The organism is Moritella sp. (assembly GCF_033791185.1).
Lineage (GTDB): Bacteria > Pseudomonadota > Gammaproteobacteria > Enterobacterales > Moritellaceae > Moritella.
The window spans coordinates 19,751-36,456 of sequence record NZ_JASJHF010000257.1; the positions used below are offsets into that span (position 1 = coordinate 19,751).

Here is a 16,706-nt window from a genome sequence, read left to right on the forward strand (position 1 = left end):
GACAACTATTAGCATTCGATAACAACGATTAACTTTCACTGACAAATAGCATTATTCAACCAGATCTCGAAACCATTCAATGACGCGTTTAACACCTTGGTTGCAGCGTAGTTCAATTTCAGGTTCATAACCACTGATAAAGGGCAACGGAATTGAGTTTAGACAACTACCTTGGCTACCTTGACCCGTGTCTTTATCGACCCAACCGACCGAAATATTTTGTGGTGGCAGATTCTGAATCGGTAGCTCAGAGCGTTGACGGAAAATATCCGCCCATACGCGTAGCGCGCCACTCGAACCCGTTAATCCCGTCGAGCCATTATCATCACGTCCCATCCACACCACCGCCATCATGTCACCAGAAAACCCCGCAAACCAACTGTCTCTTAAATTGTTGGTGGTCCCAGTTTTACCGGCAACTTCAAAATCGGGTAATAACCATTCCAGTGCTCGGCCCGACCCTTCGTGTGTCACCGCTTGCATGGCATGACGTAACATATATACAGAACCAGCATCAAAGCGCTTATCAACAGCTAACGGATAACTTTTCAGTACCGTGCCATCGGGTTCAACAACCGCACTAATCGCCAGTAACGGTGTATAGAAACCATCTGCAGATAATGTTTGATACATTTGTGCCACCGAAATTGGCGACATATCCACAGCACCTAAAGTAATGGCAGGTAATTCAGGTACCGTTTGTTCGACGCCCAAACGCTCGATTGTGTTAGCGATTTTATCTAAACCCAATTCATTACCTAAACGCGCCGTAGACTGATTATAAGACTTAGCCAGCGCGGTATATAACAGTACCTGACCATGATCTTTTTTATCGTAATTTTTAGGTGACCAAATATCGCCATTAGGTAAGGACAGATTATACTCATCATCACTGATTACGCTTGCTAGATTATACTGCTCTGGCTGCTCTAAAGCTGTCAGATACACCGCAGGTTTAATTAACGAGCCGACTTGACGTCTTGCGTCAATAGCACGATTAAAGCCAGCAAAACGTGTATTAGCCCCACCTACGATAGCAATCACAGCACCTGTATTTGGTCGGGTTATCACTACGGCCCCTTCCAGCTTGGCAGTTAAACCATCACGTTTATGGCGAGCGATAGCTTTCGTTAAACTCAATTCTGCACTGTTTTGTACCAATGGGTCAAAATGGGTGAAAATAGATAAGCCATTCTCACTTAAATCTTCGACTTTATAGTCACGCTGTAATTGACGACGCACTAAATCAAGATAAGCAGGAAATCGCTTGGTACTACTTGCTGTTTGCTCACCCATGCCTAATGGTTGCGATTTTGCAGTGGCGGCTAACTCAGCATCTAAACGGCCTTCACGCACGGCGATATCGAGCACTAAATCTCGACGTTTAAGCGCGCGTTCAGGATTTCGCCATGGGTTGTAATAACTGGCGCCACGCACTAATGCCACCAATAACGCTTGTTTATCAAGTGATAAATCGGCAAGTGGGGTTTTGAAGTAATACTGACTAGCTAAACCGAAACCATGGATCGCGCGAGGCCCGTCTTGACCAAGGTAAATTTCGTTAATATAACCTTCTAAAATCTCAGCCTTGGAAAAATGAAACTCCAACAATATTGCCATTAACGCTTCTTGCGCTTTACGGCTTAAAGTACGTTCTGAACTCAGGTAATAATTCTTCACCAGTTGTTGCGTCAGTGTTGATGCACCTTGAGAAATACCACCTTGCTTAATATTAACCACTAACGCACGGGCAATACCACGCATCGAAATACCAAAATGGTCATAAAAGCTATCATCCTCAACCGCCACCAACATAGCTTGCAACGATTCCGGCACTTCAGATAGTTGGACTAATAGCCGGTCTTCATTATGAGCAGGATAGATGCCGCCAATGACCACAGGCTCCAGACGCAATAATGCAGCACCGTCATCAGTATCAAGCTTAGCCACAACTCCATTGTTTATGGTCAGTATAATACTACGCGGTGGTTCTAAGTCATCACTAAATTGAAAACCAGGGGTATATAGTTGAACCTGCTCACCCTGAATGCTGGCTTGTCCCGGTTTTACTGGCTGTGCCACAAATTTGTAGCCTAATAAGCCCAGCTCGGTTTTCAAGTCTGCGATCGTTAAAGCCGCACCTTCATATAACTCTAACGGACGTGCAAATACGGTTGACGGTACCGCCCATTTATTTTCATCATATGTGGAGCGGATAATCACATCTAAATAAATCATTACTGCAATGCCAATAAGCACTGGAATAAGTAATAATTTCCACCATAATCCTTTGCGACTTTTATTGTGTTCGCCTTTTACCTTTTTATTCACAAGCACCTCTCGTTGCCATTCCGCCATAAAACGACAACGGATTTAATCTCTAACTCAACGTGGACCATGCCACAGTAAATAAACGCCAAACGATATTGACCTTAAACTCATTATGATTTCAAAAAAATAGCAACCAATACTTCCTAATCAGTATTTAAAAGCCGTATTTAGCAAGCAATTTTACGTTAATAAGTTGTCCGATACAGGTGATTAACCTCATTTAAACCACGTTCAAATAAAAACCTCTGTAGTTATATTACAAATTAACAGTTCTTCACTACGAGATCTGCTCATACGCGCCATATTCAGTGGATTAATACCGCCTAAATAGGCTTATCACTTAGGTTCTAGACTGATAATTAGTTCATATTATAGCGAATTCAGCTGTTAAGACTATGATTAAAAAAACACGTCATAGTTCACATAAATTAAGGATCAACGATGAAAAACTTAATCCCACTCATTTTATCACTCAGTGCAATAGCTGTAACACCCGTAATTGCCAAGGATAAAACATCAGGTGATATCGACTTTTATCTCGGTGCTAAAACAGGTTATATCTATACTGCCTTTGATGAACTAGACCCTAAAATTCCAGCGACTTTTATGCTCGGCATTCAAAAAAGTGGTTTTGGTTTCGAATTTGAAGGCACTTTTGTCGATATGGATAAGAACAATACTGATTTGGAATATGAATCTTACGCTATCTACGGAACCTATCGCACACCAGGTAAATACTATGCAAGATTAAGAGCGGGTTATTTAGAAGAGACATTGAAATCGAATATCAATAAATGGGAAGAAGATGGATTTTCTGGTGGTATCCAATTTGGTATGGAGCTCGGAGATGCATTTAGTATCGAGGCGGGTTATACCGTTATCCAAGCTGATTTGAAATATTTTACTTTAGGCGGTAACGTTCATTTCTAACAAAAAGGGATAGTCAATTGCTTGAGCTATCCCTTTGTCACAAATTAATAAGCGCTAATAATTAAGCCTTAGCTGCATTTAATTTATTTTCTTCTTTCGCTAATACAGCTGCTTTATCAACAGGCTTAGTGAAGAAAGCAACCACAGTAACAGCAACTAATAGTGCAGAGAAAGCAAAATAAGTATTGTTAGTTGAGCCAGCAACAGTCGCTAAGAAACCACCGAAGAAACCTGATACACCCCATGAAGAATAAAGGATACCGAAGTTAGTGCCGTATGTTTTAAGGCCGTAGTTATCAGCAGTGATCGTAGGGAATACACTTAGTAGTGCACCGTATGACATTGCACCAATTGCAATCGCAGCCATTAGTGGCATTTGCGTTGTAATTGTAGTGAAGAACGCCATATTAGCCGCTTGCATTATGAATACTAAAGCAAGTGTATTGATACGACCAATCTTGTCAGATACTAAACCACCAACAACACGACCACCGGTGTTAAAGATAGCAAGTAATACAACACTGAATGCAATTTGCTCTGACGTCAGGCCAATTGATTTACTGATGTTACCAATACTACCGATAAGCATGATACCGGCAGCAGCTGAAACCATGAACATTACCCATAACTGATAAAACTGACGTGTTTTCAACATTTGTTGCCAGTTAAGATTGATGTCATCATTTGACGCAACCGCTTTCGCTTCTGAAGGATCAGCAACATAACCAGCCGGTGGCGCAACAAGCATCGCTGCTAATGGTATAGCGATTGCTAATATACCAGCACCTAAAATTTTGAATGTATCGTAGATACCATAACTTTCGATTAGGCTTGTAGATAGTGGAGCGAGGTAAACAGAAGCAAGTCCGAAACCACCAGCAGTTAAGCCACTTACTAGCCCTTTCTTACCTTTTGGCCACCATTTCATAGCACTAGGGCTAATACATGCGTATGCGAAACCGATACCGGCACCAACAATACCACCAAAGGTAAATTCAAGTTCAGTTAACGTTGTAGTATAACCAGAAGCAATAAGACCAAGACCAACTAGTGTTACACCAAGCATAGTCACTTTTTTAGGACCAATTTTGTCTTGTAAGATACCAGCAATAAGTAAACAAGTAGCAAAAGTGAAAACCGCAATTTTATATGGTGATTTTACATCTGTAGCAGTCACATTCAACGCTTCAGCTAGAGGTACAGTGAAAACACCCCATGCGTATAAGATACCAATTGTTAAGTTTATGCCAATACCAGCTAATAGGATTTGAAGTGGTTTATTACTCATTTTTGCCTCAAGGTTACAAAGATTGCGGCAATTTACACGTTTTGTGATCTAGGTACAACTTTTAATTTAAAATATAATGAATTTATTGAAACAAACCGCTTAGTTATAGATAAATATCAAGAATAAATTACTTAGCTAATAATTACTGGACATTTTTAACTCCATACCATCGCAATTTAGCGTTATTTAATATCCCCTCAATATTAAAAATGGCAACTGAGATAAGTTATAAAAACTAATACTCTGAAACGAAAAATGAGCGCCTAAGCACTCATTTTATCATTAACTCTATCAACAATTATCTATTGCATAGCAGTTATCTATTACCTAGCAGCTAAAGTACCGCTGCAATCGCTTTACATAGAGGCTGCATGTTTGCTTTAGTCATACCAGCAACACTGATACGGCCAGAACCAACGATATAAACAGCGTGTTCATCTTTCAACGTAGCAACTTGTTCTTTAGTCAGTCCTGAGAATGAGAACATACCGTTTTGACGGGTAATGAAGCTATAGTCACCTGTCACGCCCATTTCAGCAAGTGTCGCCACAAATAGCTCGCGCATTTCGTGAATACGTGCACGCATTTCAGCTACTTCTGCAATCCATTGTTTATGTAATTCTTCATTATCAAGAATAATCGCAACAACCGCCGCACCATGTGCCGGTGGGTTAGAGTAATTGGCACGAATACCTGATTTGATTTGGCTAAATGCCGCGGTAGCAACATCTAAATCTTTCGCTACTAGCGTTAAACCACCAACACGTTCGTTGTATAAACCAAAGTTTTTAGAGAATGAGTTAGCAACCAATAGCTCTTCACAATGCTGTGCGAATACACGTAGACCAGCAGCATCTTCTTCTACACCCGTAGAAAAACCTTGGTATGCAAAATCAAACAATGGTAATAACTTTTTGTTAGCACATAATTGCGCTAGTGTTTCCCACTGCTCAAGCGTTGGGTCAATCCCCGTTGGGTTATGGCAGCAACCGTGAAAAAGTACCACATCACCCGCTTCAGCTTCTGCTAAAGACGCTAACATAGCATTAAAATCCAAACCCCGTGTTTCAGCGTCATAATAAGCATATTGCTCAACGTCTAGACCCGCGGTTTTAAATACATTACCGTGATTTGCCCATGTTGGGTTACTGACCCAAATACGATCACTGGTTAAATGACTTTTGATAAAATCAGCTGCTGTACGTAGTGCACCAGTACCACCCGGCGCTTGTGCTGTAATTGCACGCTGCTGAGTTACAACATCGCTATCGGCACCAAATAATAGTTTTTGTACTGCTGACGCATATGCTTTATGGCCTTCAATACTTAAATAGCTTTTACTTTTCTCTTCATCTATTAGCTTTTGTTCTGCTAATTTAACTGATTTTAAGATAGGTGTTTGACCTGTTTCATCTTTATAAATACCCACGCCTAAATTGATTTTTTCGGCACGTGGATCTTTAGCAAATGCTTCAGTTAAACCTAAAATTGGATCTGCTGCTGCTGTAACGATTTTCTCAAACATGGTATTCCCTATCTGTTTGTAATTAAACTACGTATTAAACCTAAGATTCCATTTATTTATACCATCACAACCTCTAAATTCATAGCGATGTGACTAAAAAATGCCTGAGATATAAAAAATAATATCAGAGCTTAATTTACACTAATTGTAAAACATAAAAAGGAGCCTTTCGGCTCCCTTTTCATTCAAAAAATCTTGTATCATTTAACCGATACTGACAGCGCAATTACATTGCTTTGAAGATTTCTTCTACGCTTTCTTTAGCATCGCCAAACAGCATAGTTGTGTTTTCTTTAAAGAATAATGGATTTTGAACACCAGCATAACCCGTCGCCATACTACGTTTGAATACCACAACGTTAGTTGCGTTCCATACTTCTAGTACTGGCATTCCTGAGATTGGCGAATTTTCTTCTTTCGCTGCTGGGTTAACCGTATCATTCGCACCGATGACAAGTACTGTATCAGTCGTGTGGAAATCATCGTTGATCTCATCCATTTCTAATACGATATCGTAAGGTACTTTTGCTTCAGCAAGTAATACGTTCATGTGACCTGGTAAACGACCCGCTACAGGGTGAATACCAAAACGAACATCAATACCAGCGTCACGTAATTTCTTGGTGATCGCGAATACAGGATACTGTGCTTGTGCAACAGCCATACCATAACCAGGAGTGATGATTACGCGCTTAGAACTCATTAGCATTTCAGCAACTTCAGCAGCCGATGTTTCAACGTGAACACCTTGCTCTTCATCACCTGTTGGTGCAGCAACATCGTTACCGAAGCCACCCGCAATAACAGAGATAAACGAACGGTTCATCGCTTTACACATAACATAACTTAAGATTGCACCTGAAGAACCAACTAGGGCACCCGTTACGATTAACAGATCATTACCTAAGATAAGACCGGTAGCTGCACCAGCCCAACCAGAGTATGAGTTCAGCATAGATACAACAACTGGCATGTCTGCGCCACCAATTGATAGTACTAAATGCGCACCGAATACGATGGCGATGATACTCATGATTACTAGCGCCGCAGTGTCACCTTCAAGGCCAGCACCCACAAACGAGAACATCAAATAAGCAATAACAAGTAATGCTGCTAAGTTCATTTTATGGCGGTGTGGTAACATTAATGCGCTCGATTTAACACGACCGTTTAATTTACCCCAAGCAACTAATGAACCAACAAATGTAACGATACCGATGAATACGCCCAAGAAAATTAACGTTAAGTGGATGCTTAACATTACTGGATCTGTAATACCGTGTTCGATATAACTGTTATAACCGATGAATACTGCCGCTAAACCACCAAAACTGTTTAGGATAGCAACCATTTCTGGCATTTCAGTCATTGCAACTTTGTTTGCCCAGCGTACACCAAATGCACCACCAGCCAGCATTGCAGCAATGATATAACCGATATTTGTTACGTCGTTACTAAATAATGTTGCTACAACCGCAACAATCATACCTAGAATACCAACAAAAATACCTTGTTGAGCCGTTTCTTGCTTTGATAGTGCAGCAAGGGCAAGTACAAATAATACCGCAGCGGCAATATATGCCGCTTCTAAAATACCTTGACCACCAGTTGCTACTGCAACGTCCTGTACCGCCGCAACAACAGCAGGTGCTTGATCTGCAACTGCAACTTGAGCGGCTTGTGTTGCTGCATCTACCGCTGCTTGCGCAGCATTGATAGCATTTTGTGCAGCTTCAATTGATTCTTGAGACATTATAAAAAATCCTTATTTACGGAACATTTTCAGCATACGCTCAGTAACGGCAAAACCACCGGCGATGTTGATTGTGGCAATAAATGTGCCGAGGAATGCGAGCAAGGTAACCAGACCACTCTCTGCGCCCATTTGGAAGAAAGCACCAAGGATAACAATACCTGAAATAGCATTCGTTACACTCATTAGCGGCGTATGTAATGACGCAGCCACATCCCAAATCAGGTAATAACCAATGACACAGGCCAGTGCAAATACCATTAAGTGATTTAAGAATTCAGCAGGAACATAACTTGCTAATGCTGAGTATGCCCAGATACCGCCACCAGCAAGTAATGCTTTGTAGATACCTGTTTTTTTCTTTTCTGGCTTAGCAGGCGCTTCTTTCACTTCTTCTTTTTTAGCCGCTTGAGGAGCTGCTGAAACTTGAATCGGTGGCGCAGGCCAAGTAATTTCACCGTCTTTGATAACCGTAACACCACGTTGAACAACATCATCAAAATTGATGTTAATTTCACCGTCTTTTTCTGGTGTTAATAACTTAAGCAGGTTAACTAAGTTGGTACCATAAAGCTGAGATGCTTGTGCAGGTAGACGACGAGCCATTTCGTTGTAACCGATAACTTTAACGCCGCCATCAGTAGTAATAACTTTATCTACAACACTTGGTTCAACGTTACCGCCGTTTACAGCTGCTAAATCAACAATGACACTACCCGCTTTCATCGCATCAACCATTTCTTGGCTAATTAGACGTGGCGCAGGACGACCCGGAATAAGTGCAGTGGTAATGACGATATCAGCATCAGCAACTTGGTCAGCAAGCATTTTCTGCTCGTGAGCCTTATAGTCGTCACTCATGACTTTCGCATAACCATCGCCAGAACCAGCAGATTCTTCAAAATCGACTTCTAAGAATTCAGCACCCATACTGGTGATTTGTTCTTTAACTTCTGGGCGAGTATCGTAAGCACGTACAATTGCGCCTAAGCTACCAGCAGCACCTACAGCAGCAAGACCAGCAACACCAGCACCAATAATCAGTACTTTAGCAGGTGGTACTTTACCAGCTGCGGTGATTTGACCGGTAAAGAAACGGCCAAATTCATTTGCTGATTCAATAACCGCACGGTAACCGGCGATATTAGCCATTGAGCTTAATGCATCAAGTGACTGTGAACGTGAAATACGCGGCACAGAGTCCATTGCTAAAACGTTAATCTCACGTTTTGCAAGCTTCTCTAGAAGTTCTTCATTTTGGGCTGGCCAAATGAAACTGATTAAAGAAGTGCCTTTTTGTAATAACTTAATTTCTTTGTCATTTGCTGGCGCATTTACTTTTAGTACAATATCTGAAGCCCAAACTTGTTTGGTATCTTCTGATATTGTCGCACCAGCAGCTTCAAAAGTAGCGTCACTGAAACTTGCTAATTGACCTGCGTTGCTTTCAACCAACACAGAAAAGCCTAATTTCTGTAACTGCTCAACAGTTGCTGGTGTAGCAGCAACTCGAGTTTCACCTTTGAGGCTCTCTCTTGGTATACCTATTTGCATCATCTGTTCCTGTCTGTTTCAACATCAAAGATAAAATACTACGTTCCATGTGTATCCCATAAAGCATGAGGTACGGTGAAGCATCAGTACAAAATATCGGATTTAACTCATTCATAATAAAAATGAAGTGAGTAATTTGTCACTAACGATTGTTCACAAAAATGTGACTTAACGCAACAACAATTTATTCTAATTTACCTCAGTTCAAATGGAATTTAGAATCTAAAATGTGGATTAAAAGTAAAATAAATAATTATCCGACTCGGATTAAAGCATCTTTAAAGTAGGGAAGACAAGATTAAATTATTTTATTCTTCAATGATTTACATGACCAATCAGTTCGGGTTTCGTTTGAAAGAATTTGAGATATCAAAAGGTTACAAAATGCAAAAATGACACTGTGAAATAAAAAGACATAAGTTGTTACTTTTTATTATAAGTGTCATTTTTTTACATTTTATCGTTTTAGGTAGTGATTCATGGCTAATATTACAGCAGCAAAAGTTCAAATTCACCACGCTAAAAATAGCGATTCGATAATTTAACTATCACTTTAATGCTGATTGATTAGTTTTGGCTATGGTATTGAATGGTTTTACTTATCAAGCAGGGGTTTTATTAGATATATAGCCCACAATTATCTAAACCATTAGCGTTATATTTGCAGCGCCTTTTAACTGTTTATCTTTAAACAATAACAATGAATGAATGTTGCTGCCGTAATTGGCCACTGAGAACAATTCCATCTGATGATGAGAGGATTCTATGTTCATTCGCAAAAATCCATTGTGAATATGCCATTCGCCATGAAATTGGTTGCTCATAAATAACGGACACAAAATAGCATCTCGAGACTGCAAACAATCTAATTTAGCCGCTTGGCCGAGATAGGTAGTTTCTAGCCAATGTGAATTAGCGACTTCAGGATAATCAAAATCACGTTTACCCGCTTCCCACAGCACATAGTCACCCGATGTACGAATAAAGCGTGCTTCTTCATCAGAGATATCAATAATTTCATCAGGCGCGAGTTCACCTTGAGTTTCAAATTGATATAACAAAATTAATTTATCAGTTTCAGTTATCTGACCAAGCATGCTGTTACACTCTATTCGTGGGGTATAATTTAACGGTAGCCAAGATAAATAAAAATGCATGAATAAAATGACAGATGTATGATATCGATACAAGTGGTGATAAAAAACCCAACGCAGATCGCACTAAATAAGGCTAATATGCTTTGTGTTCACAGTTACTATTACTATAAAAACACAATAATACGATAGCTAAATATCGAGATCGCATAAGAGGTAAGCATACAATGGATACATATGTATTGGTGGTCGAAGACCAGCAGGATATCGCTAATTTAATACGCATCAATCTAGAGATGATAGGCAACAAGGTCATTTGTTGTCATAACGCTAAAGATGCTTTTCAACAGCTAAGCGAACACACCTTCCAACTTATCTTGCTGGATCTCAATCTTCCCGATATGGATGGGCTCGATATATGCAAAAAAATAAGAGCGACAGATGCCATTGTGCCTATCATGATGCTAACCGCACGCACTGAAGAGTTAGATCGCGTACAAGGACTGGAAGCCGGTGCTGATGACTATCTTGCCAAACCGTTTAGCGTATTAGAATTACAAGCCCGAGTAAAAGCCCTGCTGCGTCGTAGCAATGTACAAGCAGCAAAAAATGTCGAACCTGAACAAATTAAGATTGCCGATTTGATCATAGACCAAGCAACACATAGCGTGCATCGAAATAAAGAGCTAATCACATTAACCAGTACCGAATTTTCGTTATTGGTGTTTTTAGCTAAATCGCCAGGTCGTGTTTATAGCAGAGAGCAACTACTTGCAGAGGTGTGGGATTATCACAATGACTGTTATGAACATACCGTCAACTCACACATGAATCGATTGAGAAACAAAATAGAACCAAATCCAGCAAAGCCCACTTACATCAAAACCGTGTGGGGCGTTGGTTATAAACTGGAGGTCAGCGATGTCGCATAGATCCTTATTAGGGCAGATAACCTTCCCATTGATTATTTTGTTTGTCATGATGGCAACGGGGTTGTTTATTATTTATTGTGCAATTACCGATATTAATTCTGCCCGCGTAGAACAAACACTACACAAAAATTTAGCTCAACAAATCATCCATTACTCAGATGATTTACAACAAGGTGACATTAGTAAAACAGCACTAAGACCGGCCTTTCACAGCCTGATGCTACTGGGTCCAAGTTATGAAATATATATCACAGATAACCAGGGGAAGTTGTTAGTATATGCCGCTGAACCCAGCAAAATTAAGCGTGATTCGATTAACATAAAACCGTTAGATCGTTTTATGAAAGGCGCTACCTACCCTATTTATGCGGATAACCCAAGAAGCCTAGATCAGCAAAAGCTATTTTCATCTGCACCCATATTTAAAGACAGCCAACAAATTGGTTATGTGTTTGTTATTCTAGGCGGTGACAAATATGACAGTATCGTTAAAAACTTAGCTTTTGACAGTGATATGTATAAGATACTCGCCGCCTTAATTATCTTCTTTGCCCTCGCTTTTGCTTTATTAATGTTTATTTTTGCGCGACTTGTTCGACCAATCAGTCAGCTAGACAAAGATATGAGCAATTTCGTTAAGAGTGACTTCACCACAATCTCTAACTCGACACCCAATCAATATGCCGCTAAAGAGATCATTAATCTGCATAACAATTTTTCGTCATTAGAAAGTAAGATCAATAAACAGCTGACACAGATAAAATCGACGGAGCAATTACGTCGGGAAATGTTGTCACATATATCCCATGACTTGAAAACACCACTGGCGTCATTAAAAGGTTATTTAGAAACCTGGTTATTACAATATCCAGAGGCTGCAGGAACGGACTTTATTAAAGTGGCGCAAAAGAACGCTAATCAATTACAGCGCCTAGTCGAGCAGATCATCGAACTGGCGCAATTAGACAGTAATACGGTAAGCCTATACCAAGAACCTGTGGCGGTCGCAGAACTAGCGCAGGACGTATTAAGCAAGTTTCAACTGCAAGCCCAACAGAAAAATATAACCCTGTCAGTTGAGCCTAAAGACCCCAGCTTGCAAGCCATTGCCGATATTGCCAAGTTGGAGCGGGTGCTCACCAACCTAGTCGATAACGCACTAAGACATTGTCAATCTGGCGACAGTATTAAGATCCATCTACAGCCTAAAGATAATCAATTAATCATTAGTATTGCCGATTCAGGTGTCGGGATCCCTAAAGAAGATGTAGAGCATATTTTTGATGCGCATTTCAGGGCAAAAAATACCGTCAACGGCCAACAAGGTAACTCGGGGTTAGGACTCGCTATCGTGGCAAAACTACTGTCCTTGCATCATTCAAATATCTCGGTATCGAGTGTATTGAGTCAAGGTACAACATTCAGTTTTAGCTTACCGACCAGTCCGAGCTTATAAAATTAGCTTCTAACTCGTTATGCTGGGTCCATATATCTTAAGCTTAGATCTTGTAATAAACCCAGCTTTATCAACAATACCAACAAGCAAATTTTACAAACCGAAATTAAACGTCAAAATACCGACAATGTGAAGTTGCGTGTGTTATCGTGTTGCCTCTCCCTACCGCTTAGTAGGGACTTCTAATCCTTTCCGATTAACATCTCGGCACTCTTCAGTCGCCCTCCTAAGCCTTAAACTACTAGGCTATTATTATGTCAAAAACAACGGAAGTGAACGATACGTCTATGCTTGTAAATCAAGCCCATACAGTAATTCCCAGCGCGGTTATTTATTGCGAAGGTAACTTTGGTAAAGTTGACGGAAAAACAGCAAACGGACTTGTTAGACACTCACAGAAATATCAGATCCTATCTGTCATCGATAGTGAATCTGCTGGCTTGGATGCAGGTCAAGTACTTAACGAAGCCCAAAATGGCATCCCTATTTTGGCTGATATGAACGCCGCAATGGCACATGCCAATGCTACCCCAGACTATTTTATTTTCGGTATTGCACCATCAAGTGGCTTGTTATCTGCTGCAGAAAAAACACTTATTTTAGATGCGATGTCATTAAAGATGAATATTGTTAATGGCTTACATGAATTTCTAACTGATGACCCTACATTTTTAGCGGCTAGTATAAAGCACAACGTCACTATTTTAGACATTCGAAAGCCTAAAAACAAAGAAGATTTACAAACATTTAGCGGAAAAATACACGACGTAAAATGTCCACGCATCGCGGTAATGGGGACTGATTGCGCCATTGGTAAACGCACAACAGCTACAATATTAACCCAGGCGCTAGAAGAGAAAGGGCTGAAGATTGTCATGATCGCCACAGGACAGACCGGTATTATGCAAGGCGCACCATACGGGGTTGCTTTAGATGCGGTGCCGTCACAATTCTGCGCTGGTGAACTAGAAGCAATGATCGTTAAAGCGGATGATACTGAGAGCCCAGATCTTATCATTATTGAAGGCCAAGGCGCATTGAGCCATCCCGCATTCTCTACCAGTTCATTTATTCTCCGCGGAAGTTGCCCAACAGGGGTTATTTTACAACATGCGCCTAAGCGCCTATTTCGTACCGATTTTCCTCAAATGCCCATGCCAACAGCGGCTTCAGAAATAAAACTCATTGAAACATTTTCAGATACTTCGGTGATTGGCTTAACACTCAACCATCAAGATATGCATGTTGATGATATCTGCCCATCAATTGACCATTACGCCACTAAATTGGGGATCCCAGTGACAGATGCGCTATCTCAACCGAAGAAAGCACTCGTCGACATGGTCTTGTCAGCCTTTCCTCATTTAGAGAGAAAAATGACGGTAAAAGGGTGAACTACCCTCGCTTAGAAATCGACAGCAGTAAAATTAAACATAATGCTCAAACACTCATTCATCAGTTAGGCTTAAAAGGGATATCGGTAACACCAGTAACCAAAGTTTGTCTAGGCCATCCTGTTATCGCTCAGATTCTCGTCAATGCAGGGGCTAAAATACTTGCAGACTCTCGTATAGAAAATATTGAAAAAATAAAAAAATCGGGTATTACCATTCCAGCTATGCTGATACGCTCGCCAATGTTAAGCCAGGTGAAAAACGTTATTCAATATTGTGATATCAGCCTGAATACTGAACTCGTCGTCATTCGTGCTCTTTCCGCCGCAGCCAGTAAATTAAACATCACACATGATATTATCATCATGGTGGAGCTCGGAGATCTTCGTGAAGGGGTTATGCCAATAGATCTGCTCAGTTTCATCGAAAATATTACCCACCTACCCCACATTACACTAAGGGGCATAGGTTCTAACCTTGCGTGTCGTTATGGGGTCTCCCCAGATGATAATAACATGTCTCAACTGTCTGATTTAGCAGATGAAATTGATCGTAAATTTGATATGCAATTAGATATCATTTCGGGTGGCAACTCCGCGTCCCTTAATTGGGCGTTTAACAATACCAAACCCACACGTGTGAACGATTTACGTTTGGGGGAAGCCATTTTCTTAGGTTGCGAAGCACTGTACCAAGAACATATAAAGGGATTATTTAACGATGTTATTACACTGACAGCTGAAGTTATCGAATCTAAAATAAAGCCCTCTCAGCCCTGGGGTAAGCGCGCAGTCAATGCATTTGGAGAAAAGCCACACACCGATGACCGAGGGGCTGTATCGCAAGCGATTCTTGCGCTAGGTCGTCAAGACGTCAGCATTTCGGGGATAACACCACCAGAAGGAATCACCATAGTGTCATCCACAAGTGATCATTTGATCATTGAAACGTCGGGGAAATCTTTAATCGTGGGACAAAAAATTAATTTTAAGTTAAATTATAGTGCGCTTTTATTCGCCATGACGTCACCTTTTGTTCACAAATATTTTTTAACCCAATTAGACGGCATGCAACAGCAACTCGCCTAACTAAAACTGAGGTATAACAGCTTGAACACAGAACATGATTTCTTCACCAAACTAAACGATGCTGTTTTGCTTCACTTTGAATCATTTAGTCGATGGGAGCAAACCTTCCTTTCTGAAACGCTCAACAAGGTAATGTATAAACAACCCGTTTCAGATAAACAAAAACTACTGGTTATGAAAATAATAAACAAGTACGCCGACATTCGCGCAAAAAAATTAAACCGCTATTCAAAGAAACGCTCATAAGCACTGCTTATTGCATTGATTTCAGCACATGCACGTATATGTTTACAGCAAATTGATTATTATTTTTTAAATAACTTTGACTTTTATTTTAGATTCTATAGAGTGTGCCTCAGCAAGAAAGCCTTTTGTTTACATTCTCCATTTCGTTGTTATATTAATAATACCTCGCTCTGCAGTTTTTAAGTTCCAGTTTTTTTACGCTATTCAAGCCTATTAAGGCAATTAAACATTAAAATTACAGGATATTATTATGTCTAAAGTTCAAGGTACAGTTAAGTGGTTTAACGAAGCGAAAGGTTTTGGTTTCATCGAGCAAGAGTCTGGCCCAGATGTATTCGCACATTTTAGTGCTATTTCTAGCGAAGGTTTCAAAACTTTAGCTGAAGGCCAAAAAGTAGAATTCACTGTAAGCCAAGGTCAAAAAGGCCCGAACGCAGAAAACATCGTAGCACTTTAATTTGCTATGAAGTTTCAGCTCTGATATTGCGCTGAATAAATATTAAAAAATGGTAAACCTTTGCGGGTTTGCCATTTTTTTTGTTAATTTTAAAGTATTATATTCAAGTAACAACCCACCTAATTAGTGAACACCAAGTAGCTACAAATCAGCCAACTCTGCGCCATATTTGCCACAATGAAATAATATGAGTAATCAAGGTCACTATTCATGTAGGTAAACCTAGACTCTCGTTTCAACTCACGATATTTTAAATAAGGTAATTAGCGCTATTCATAATGAAATTCGCTAATTAGCAGTAATATAAACTTATATAACAAGGAATTACATAAGAAGTAATTTAACCACTTTAATATCAATAACTTAACTTAGCAAGAAGTACCTAGTGGCGATAAAGTGGCTCACCACTATTGTTTTCGCTATGCGTTAAGCTGTTCGTATAAAGCGTCCACGCATTGACCAATCGATAGAAACCTCATAACTAAATGCCATCGATATACATAGCCCCCCACTGACGTTACCCCAACTTAACTAAATGACCATAAGATCTTGTTACATTGGCTTACAAAGACTTCCTTGATAATGATTCTTGTTTTAATTAAAGTGGAGTTCGATATTAACGCTAACATTTAACTTAATGTGTTTAGATATACTAAAC

General features: G+C 40.1%; 13 protein-coding genes. 7 read left to right on the forward strand and 6 right to left on the reverse strand.

The window, feature by feature from the left end; all coding sequences use genetic code 11:
• Positions 1-51: 51 nt before the first annotated feature.
• Positions 52-2,331: a penicillin-binding protein 1B gene (gene mrcB, locus QNK26_RS14950; protein ID WP_319224475.1), complete on the reverse strand. Its 2,280-nt coding sequence runs from the start codon at positions 2,329-2,331 to the stop codon at positions 52-54.
• A gap of 441 nt (positions 2,332-2,772) precedes the next feature.
• Between mrcB and QNK26_RS14955 the strand changes: the two genes are divergently transcribed.
• Positions 2,773-3,261 (forward strand): hypothetical protein, encoded by a 489-nt coding sequence (locus QNK26_RS14955; protein ID WP_319224477.1) that lies wholly within the window; start codon positions 2,773-2,775, stop codon positions 3,259-3,261.
• A gap of 61 nt (positions 3,262-3,322) precedes the next feature.
• On the opposite strand, the gene QNK26_RS14960 is transcribed toward QNK26_RS14955, so the two are convergent.
• The 5 genes from QNK26_RS14960 to QNK26_RS14980 form a co-directional block, all read right to left on the reverse strand.
• Positions 3,323-4,549 carry an OFA family MFS transporter gene (locus tag QNK26_RS14960; RefSeq protein ID WP_319224480.1) on the reverse strand — a complete coding sequence of 409 codons (1,227 nt, stop codon included), beginning with the start codon at positions 4,547-4,549 and terminating at the stop codon, positions 3,323-3,325.
• A 334-nt stretch (positions 4,550-4,883) separates the two neighbouring features.
• Positions 4,884-6,074, reverse strand: coding sequence for an amino acid aminotransferase (locus QNK26_RS14965; protein ID WP_319224487.1), 1,191 nt, complete (start codon positions 6,072-6,074; stop codon positions 4,884-4,886).
• A 226-nt stretch (positions 6,075-6,300) separates the two neighbouring features.
• Positions 6,301-7,827, reverse strand: a complete 1,527-nt coding sequence (gene pntB, locus QNK26_RS14970; RefSeq protein ID WP_319224489.1) for a Re/Si-specific NAD(P)(+) transhydrogenase subunit beta — start codon at positions 7,825-7,827, stop codon at positions 6,301-6,303.
• Between the two features lie 12 nt (positions 7,828-7,839).
• Positions 7,840-9,381: a Re/Si-specific NAD(P)(+) transhydrogenase subunit alpha gene (locus QNK26_RS14975; protein WP_319224493.1), complete on the reverse strand. Its 1,542-nt coding sequence runs from the start codon at positions 9,379-9,381 to the stop codon at positions 7,840-7,842.
• 641 nt (positions 9,382-10,022) lie between these two features.
• Positions 10,023-10,478 carry a hypothetical protein gene (locus QNK26_RS14980; RefSeq protein WP_319224495.1) on the reverse strand — a complete coding sequence of 152 codons (456 nt, stop codon included), beginning with the start codon at positions 10,476-10,478 and terminating at the stop codon, positions 10,023-10,025.
• 224 nt (positions 10,479-10,702) lie between these two features.
• On the opposite strand from QNK26_RS14980, the gene QNK26_RS14985 reads away from it, so the two are divergent.
• The 6 genes from QNK26_RS14985 to QNK26_RS15010 all read left to right on the forward strand — a co-directional run bounded on the left by QNK26_RS14985 (position 10,703) and on the right by QNK26_RS15010 (position 16,048).
• Positions 10,703-11,407, forward strand: a complete 705-nt coding sequence (locus QNK26_RS14985; protein WP_319224498.1) for a response regulator transcription factor — start codon at positions 10,703-10,705, stop codon at positions 11,405-11,407.
• A complete protein-coding gene (locus QNK26_RS14990) occupies positions 11,397-12,863 on the forward strand; it encodes a HAMP domain-containing sensor histidine kinase (protein ID WP_319224501.1) in 1,467 nt (488 codons plus the stop codon). Before QNK26_RS14985 ends, QNK26_RS14990 begins: the two co-directional genes overlap by 11 nt.
• A gap of 254 nt (positions 12,864-13,117) precedes the next feature.
• Complete coding sequence (locus tag QNK26_RS14995) at positions 13,118-14,257, forward strand: DUF1611 domain-containing protein (protein ID WP_319224504.1); 1,140 nt, start codon at positions 13,118-13,120, stop codon at positions 14,255-14,257.
• Positions 14,254-15,345, forward strand: coding sequence for an alanine/ornithine racemase family PLP-dependent enzyme (locus QNK26_RS15000; protein WP_319224507.1), 1,092 nt, complete (start codon positions 14,254-14,256; stop codon positions 15,343-15,345). The genes QNK26_RS14995 and QNK26_RS15000 overlap by 4 nt, the downstream gene beginning before the upstream one ends.
• A gap of 21 nt (positions 15,346-15,366) precedes the next feature.
• Positions 15,367-15,591, forward strand: coding sequence for a hypothetical protein (locus QNK26_RS15005; RefSeq protein ID WP_319224509.1), 225 nt, complete (start codon positions 15,367-15,369; stop codon positions 15,589-15,591).
• 250 nt (positions 15,592-15,841) lie between these two features.
• The gene (locus QNK26_RS15010; RefSeq protein WP_319224512.1) at positions 15,842-16,048 is read left to right on the forward strand and encodes a cold-shock protein; all 207 of its coding nucleotides are present in this window, start codon (positions 15,842-15,844) and stop codon (positions 16,046-16,048) included.
• The last annotated feature ends 658 nt before the right edge of the window (positions 16,049-16,706 follow it).

Excerpts from the sequence above, each read along its gene's own strand:
- QNK26_RS14990 (WP_319224501.1), top strand. The coding sequence starts at position 11,397 with ATGTCGCATAGATCCTTATTAGGGCAGATAACCTTCCCATTGATTATT.
- QNK26_RS15010 (WP_319224512.1), top strand. The coding sequence starts at position 15,842 with ATGTCTAAAGTTCAAGGTACAGTTAAGTGGTTTAACGAAGCGAAAGGT.
- QNK26_RS14960 (WP_319224480.1), bottom strand. The coding sequence starts at position 4,549 with ATGAGTAATAAACCACTTCAAATCCTATTAGCTGGTATTGGCATAAAC.
- QNK26_RS14980 (WP_319224495.1), bottom strand. The coding sequence starts at position 10,478 with ATGCTTGGTCAGATAACTGAAACTGATAAATTAATTTTGTTATATCAA.
- QNK26_RS14955 (WP_319224477.1), top strand. The coding sequence starts at position 2,773 with ATGAAAAACTTAATCCCACTCATTTTATCACTCAGTGCAATAGCTGTA.
- QNK26_RS14965 (WP_319224487.1), bottom strand. The coding sequence starts at position 6,074 with ATGTTTGAGAAAATCGTTACAGCAGCAGCAGATCCAATTTTAGGTTTA.
- QNK26_RS14995 (WP_319224504.1), top strand. The coding sequence starts at position 13,118 with ATGTCAAAAACAACGGAAGTGAACGATACGTCTATGCTTGTAAATCAA.
- QNK26_RS14975 (WP_319224493.1), bottom strand. The coding sequence starts at position 9,381 with ATGCAAATAGGTATACCAAGAGAGAGCCTCAAAGGTGAAACTCGAGTT.
- pntB (WP_319224489.1), bottom strand. The coding sequence starts at position 7,827 with ATGTCTCAAGAATCAATTGAAGCTGCACAAAATGCTATCAATGCTGCG.
- QNK26_RS14985 (WP_319224498.1), top strand. The coding sequence starts at position 10,703 with ATGGATACATATGTATTGGTGGTCGAAGACCAGCAGGATATCGCTAAT.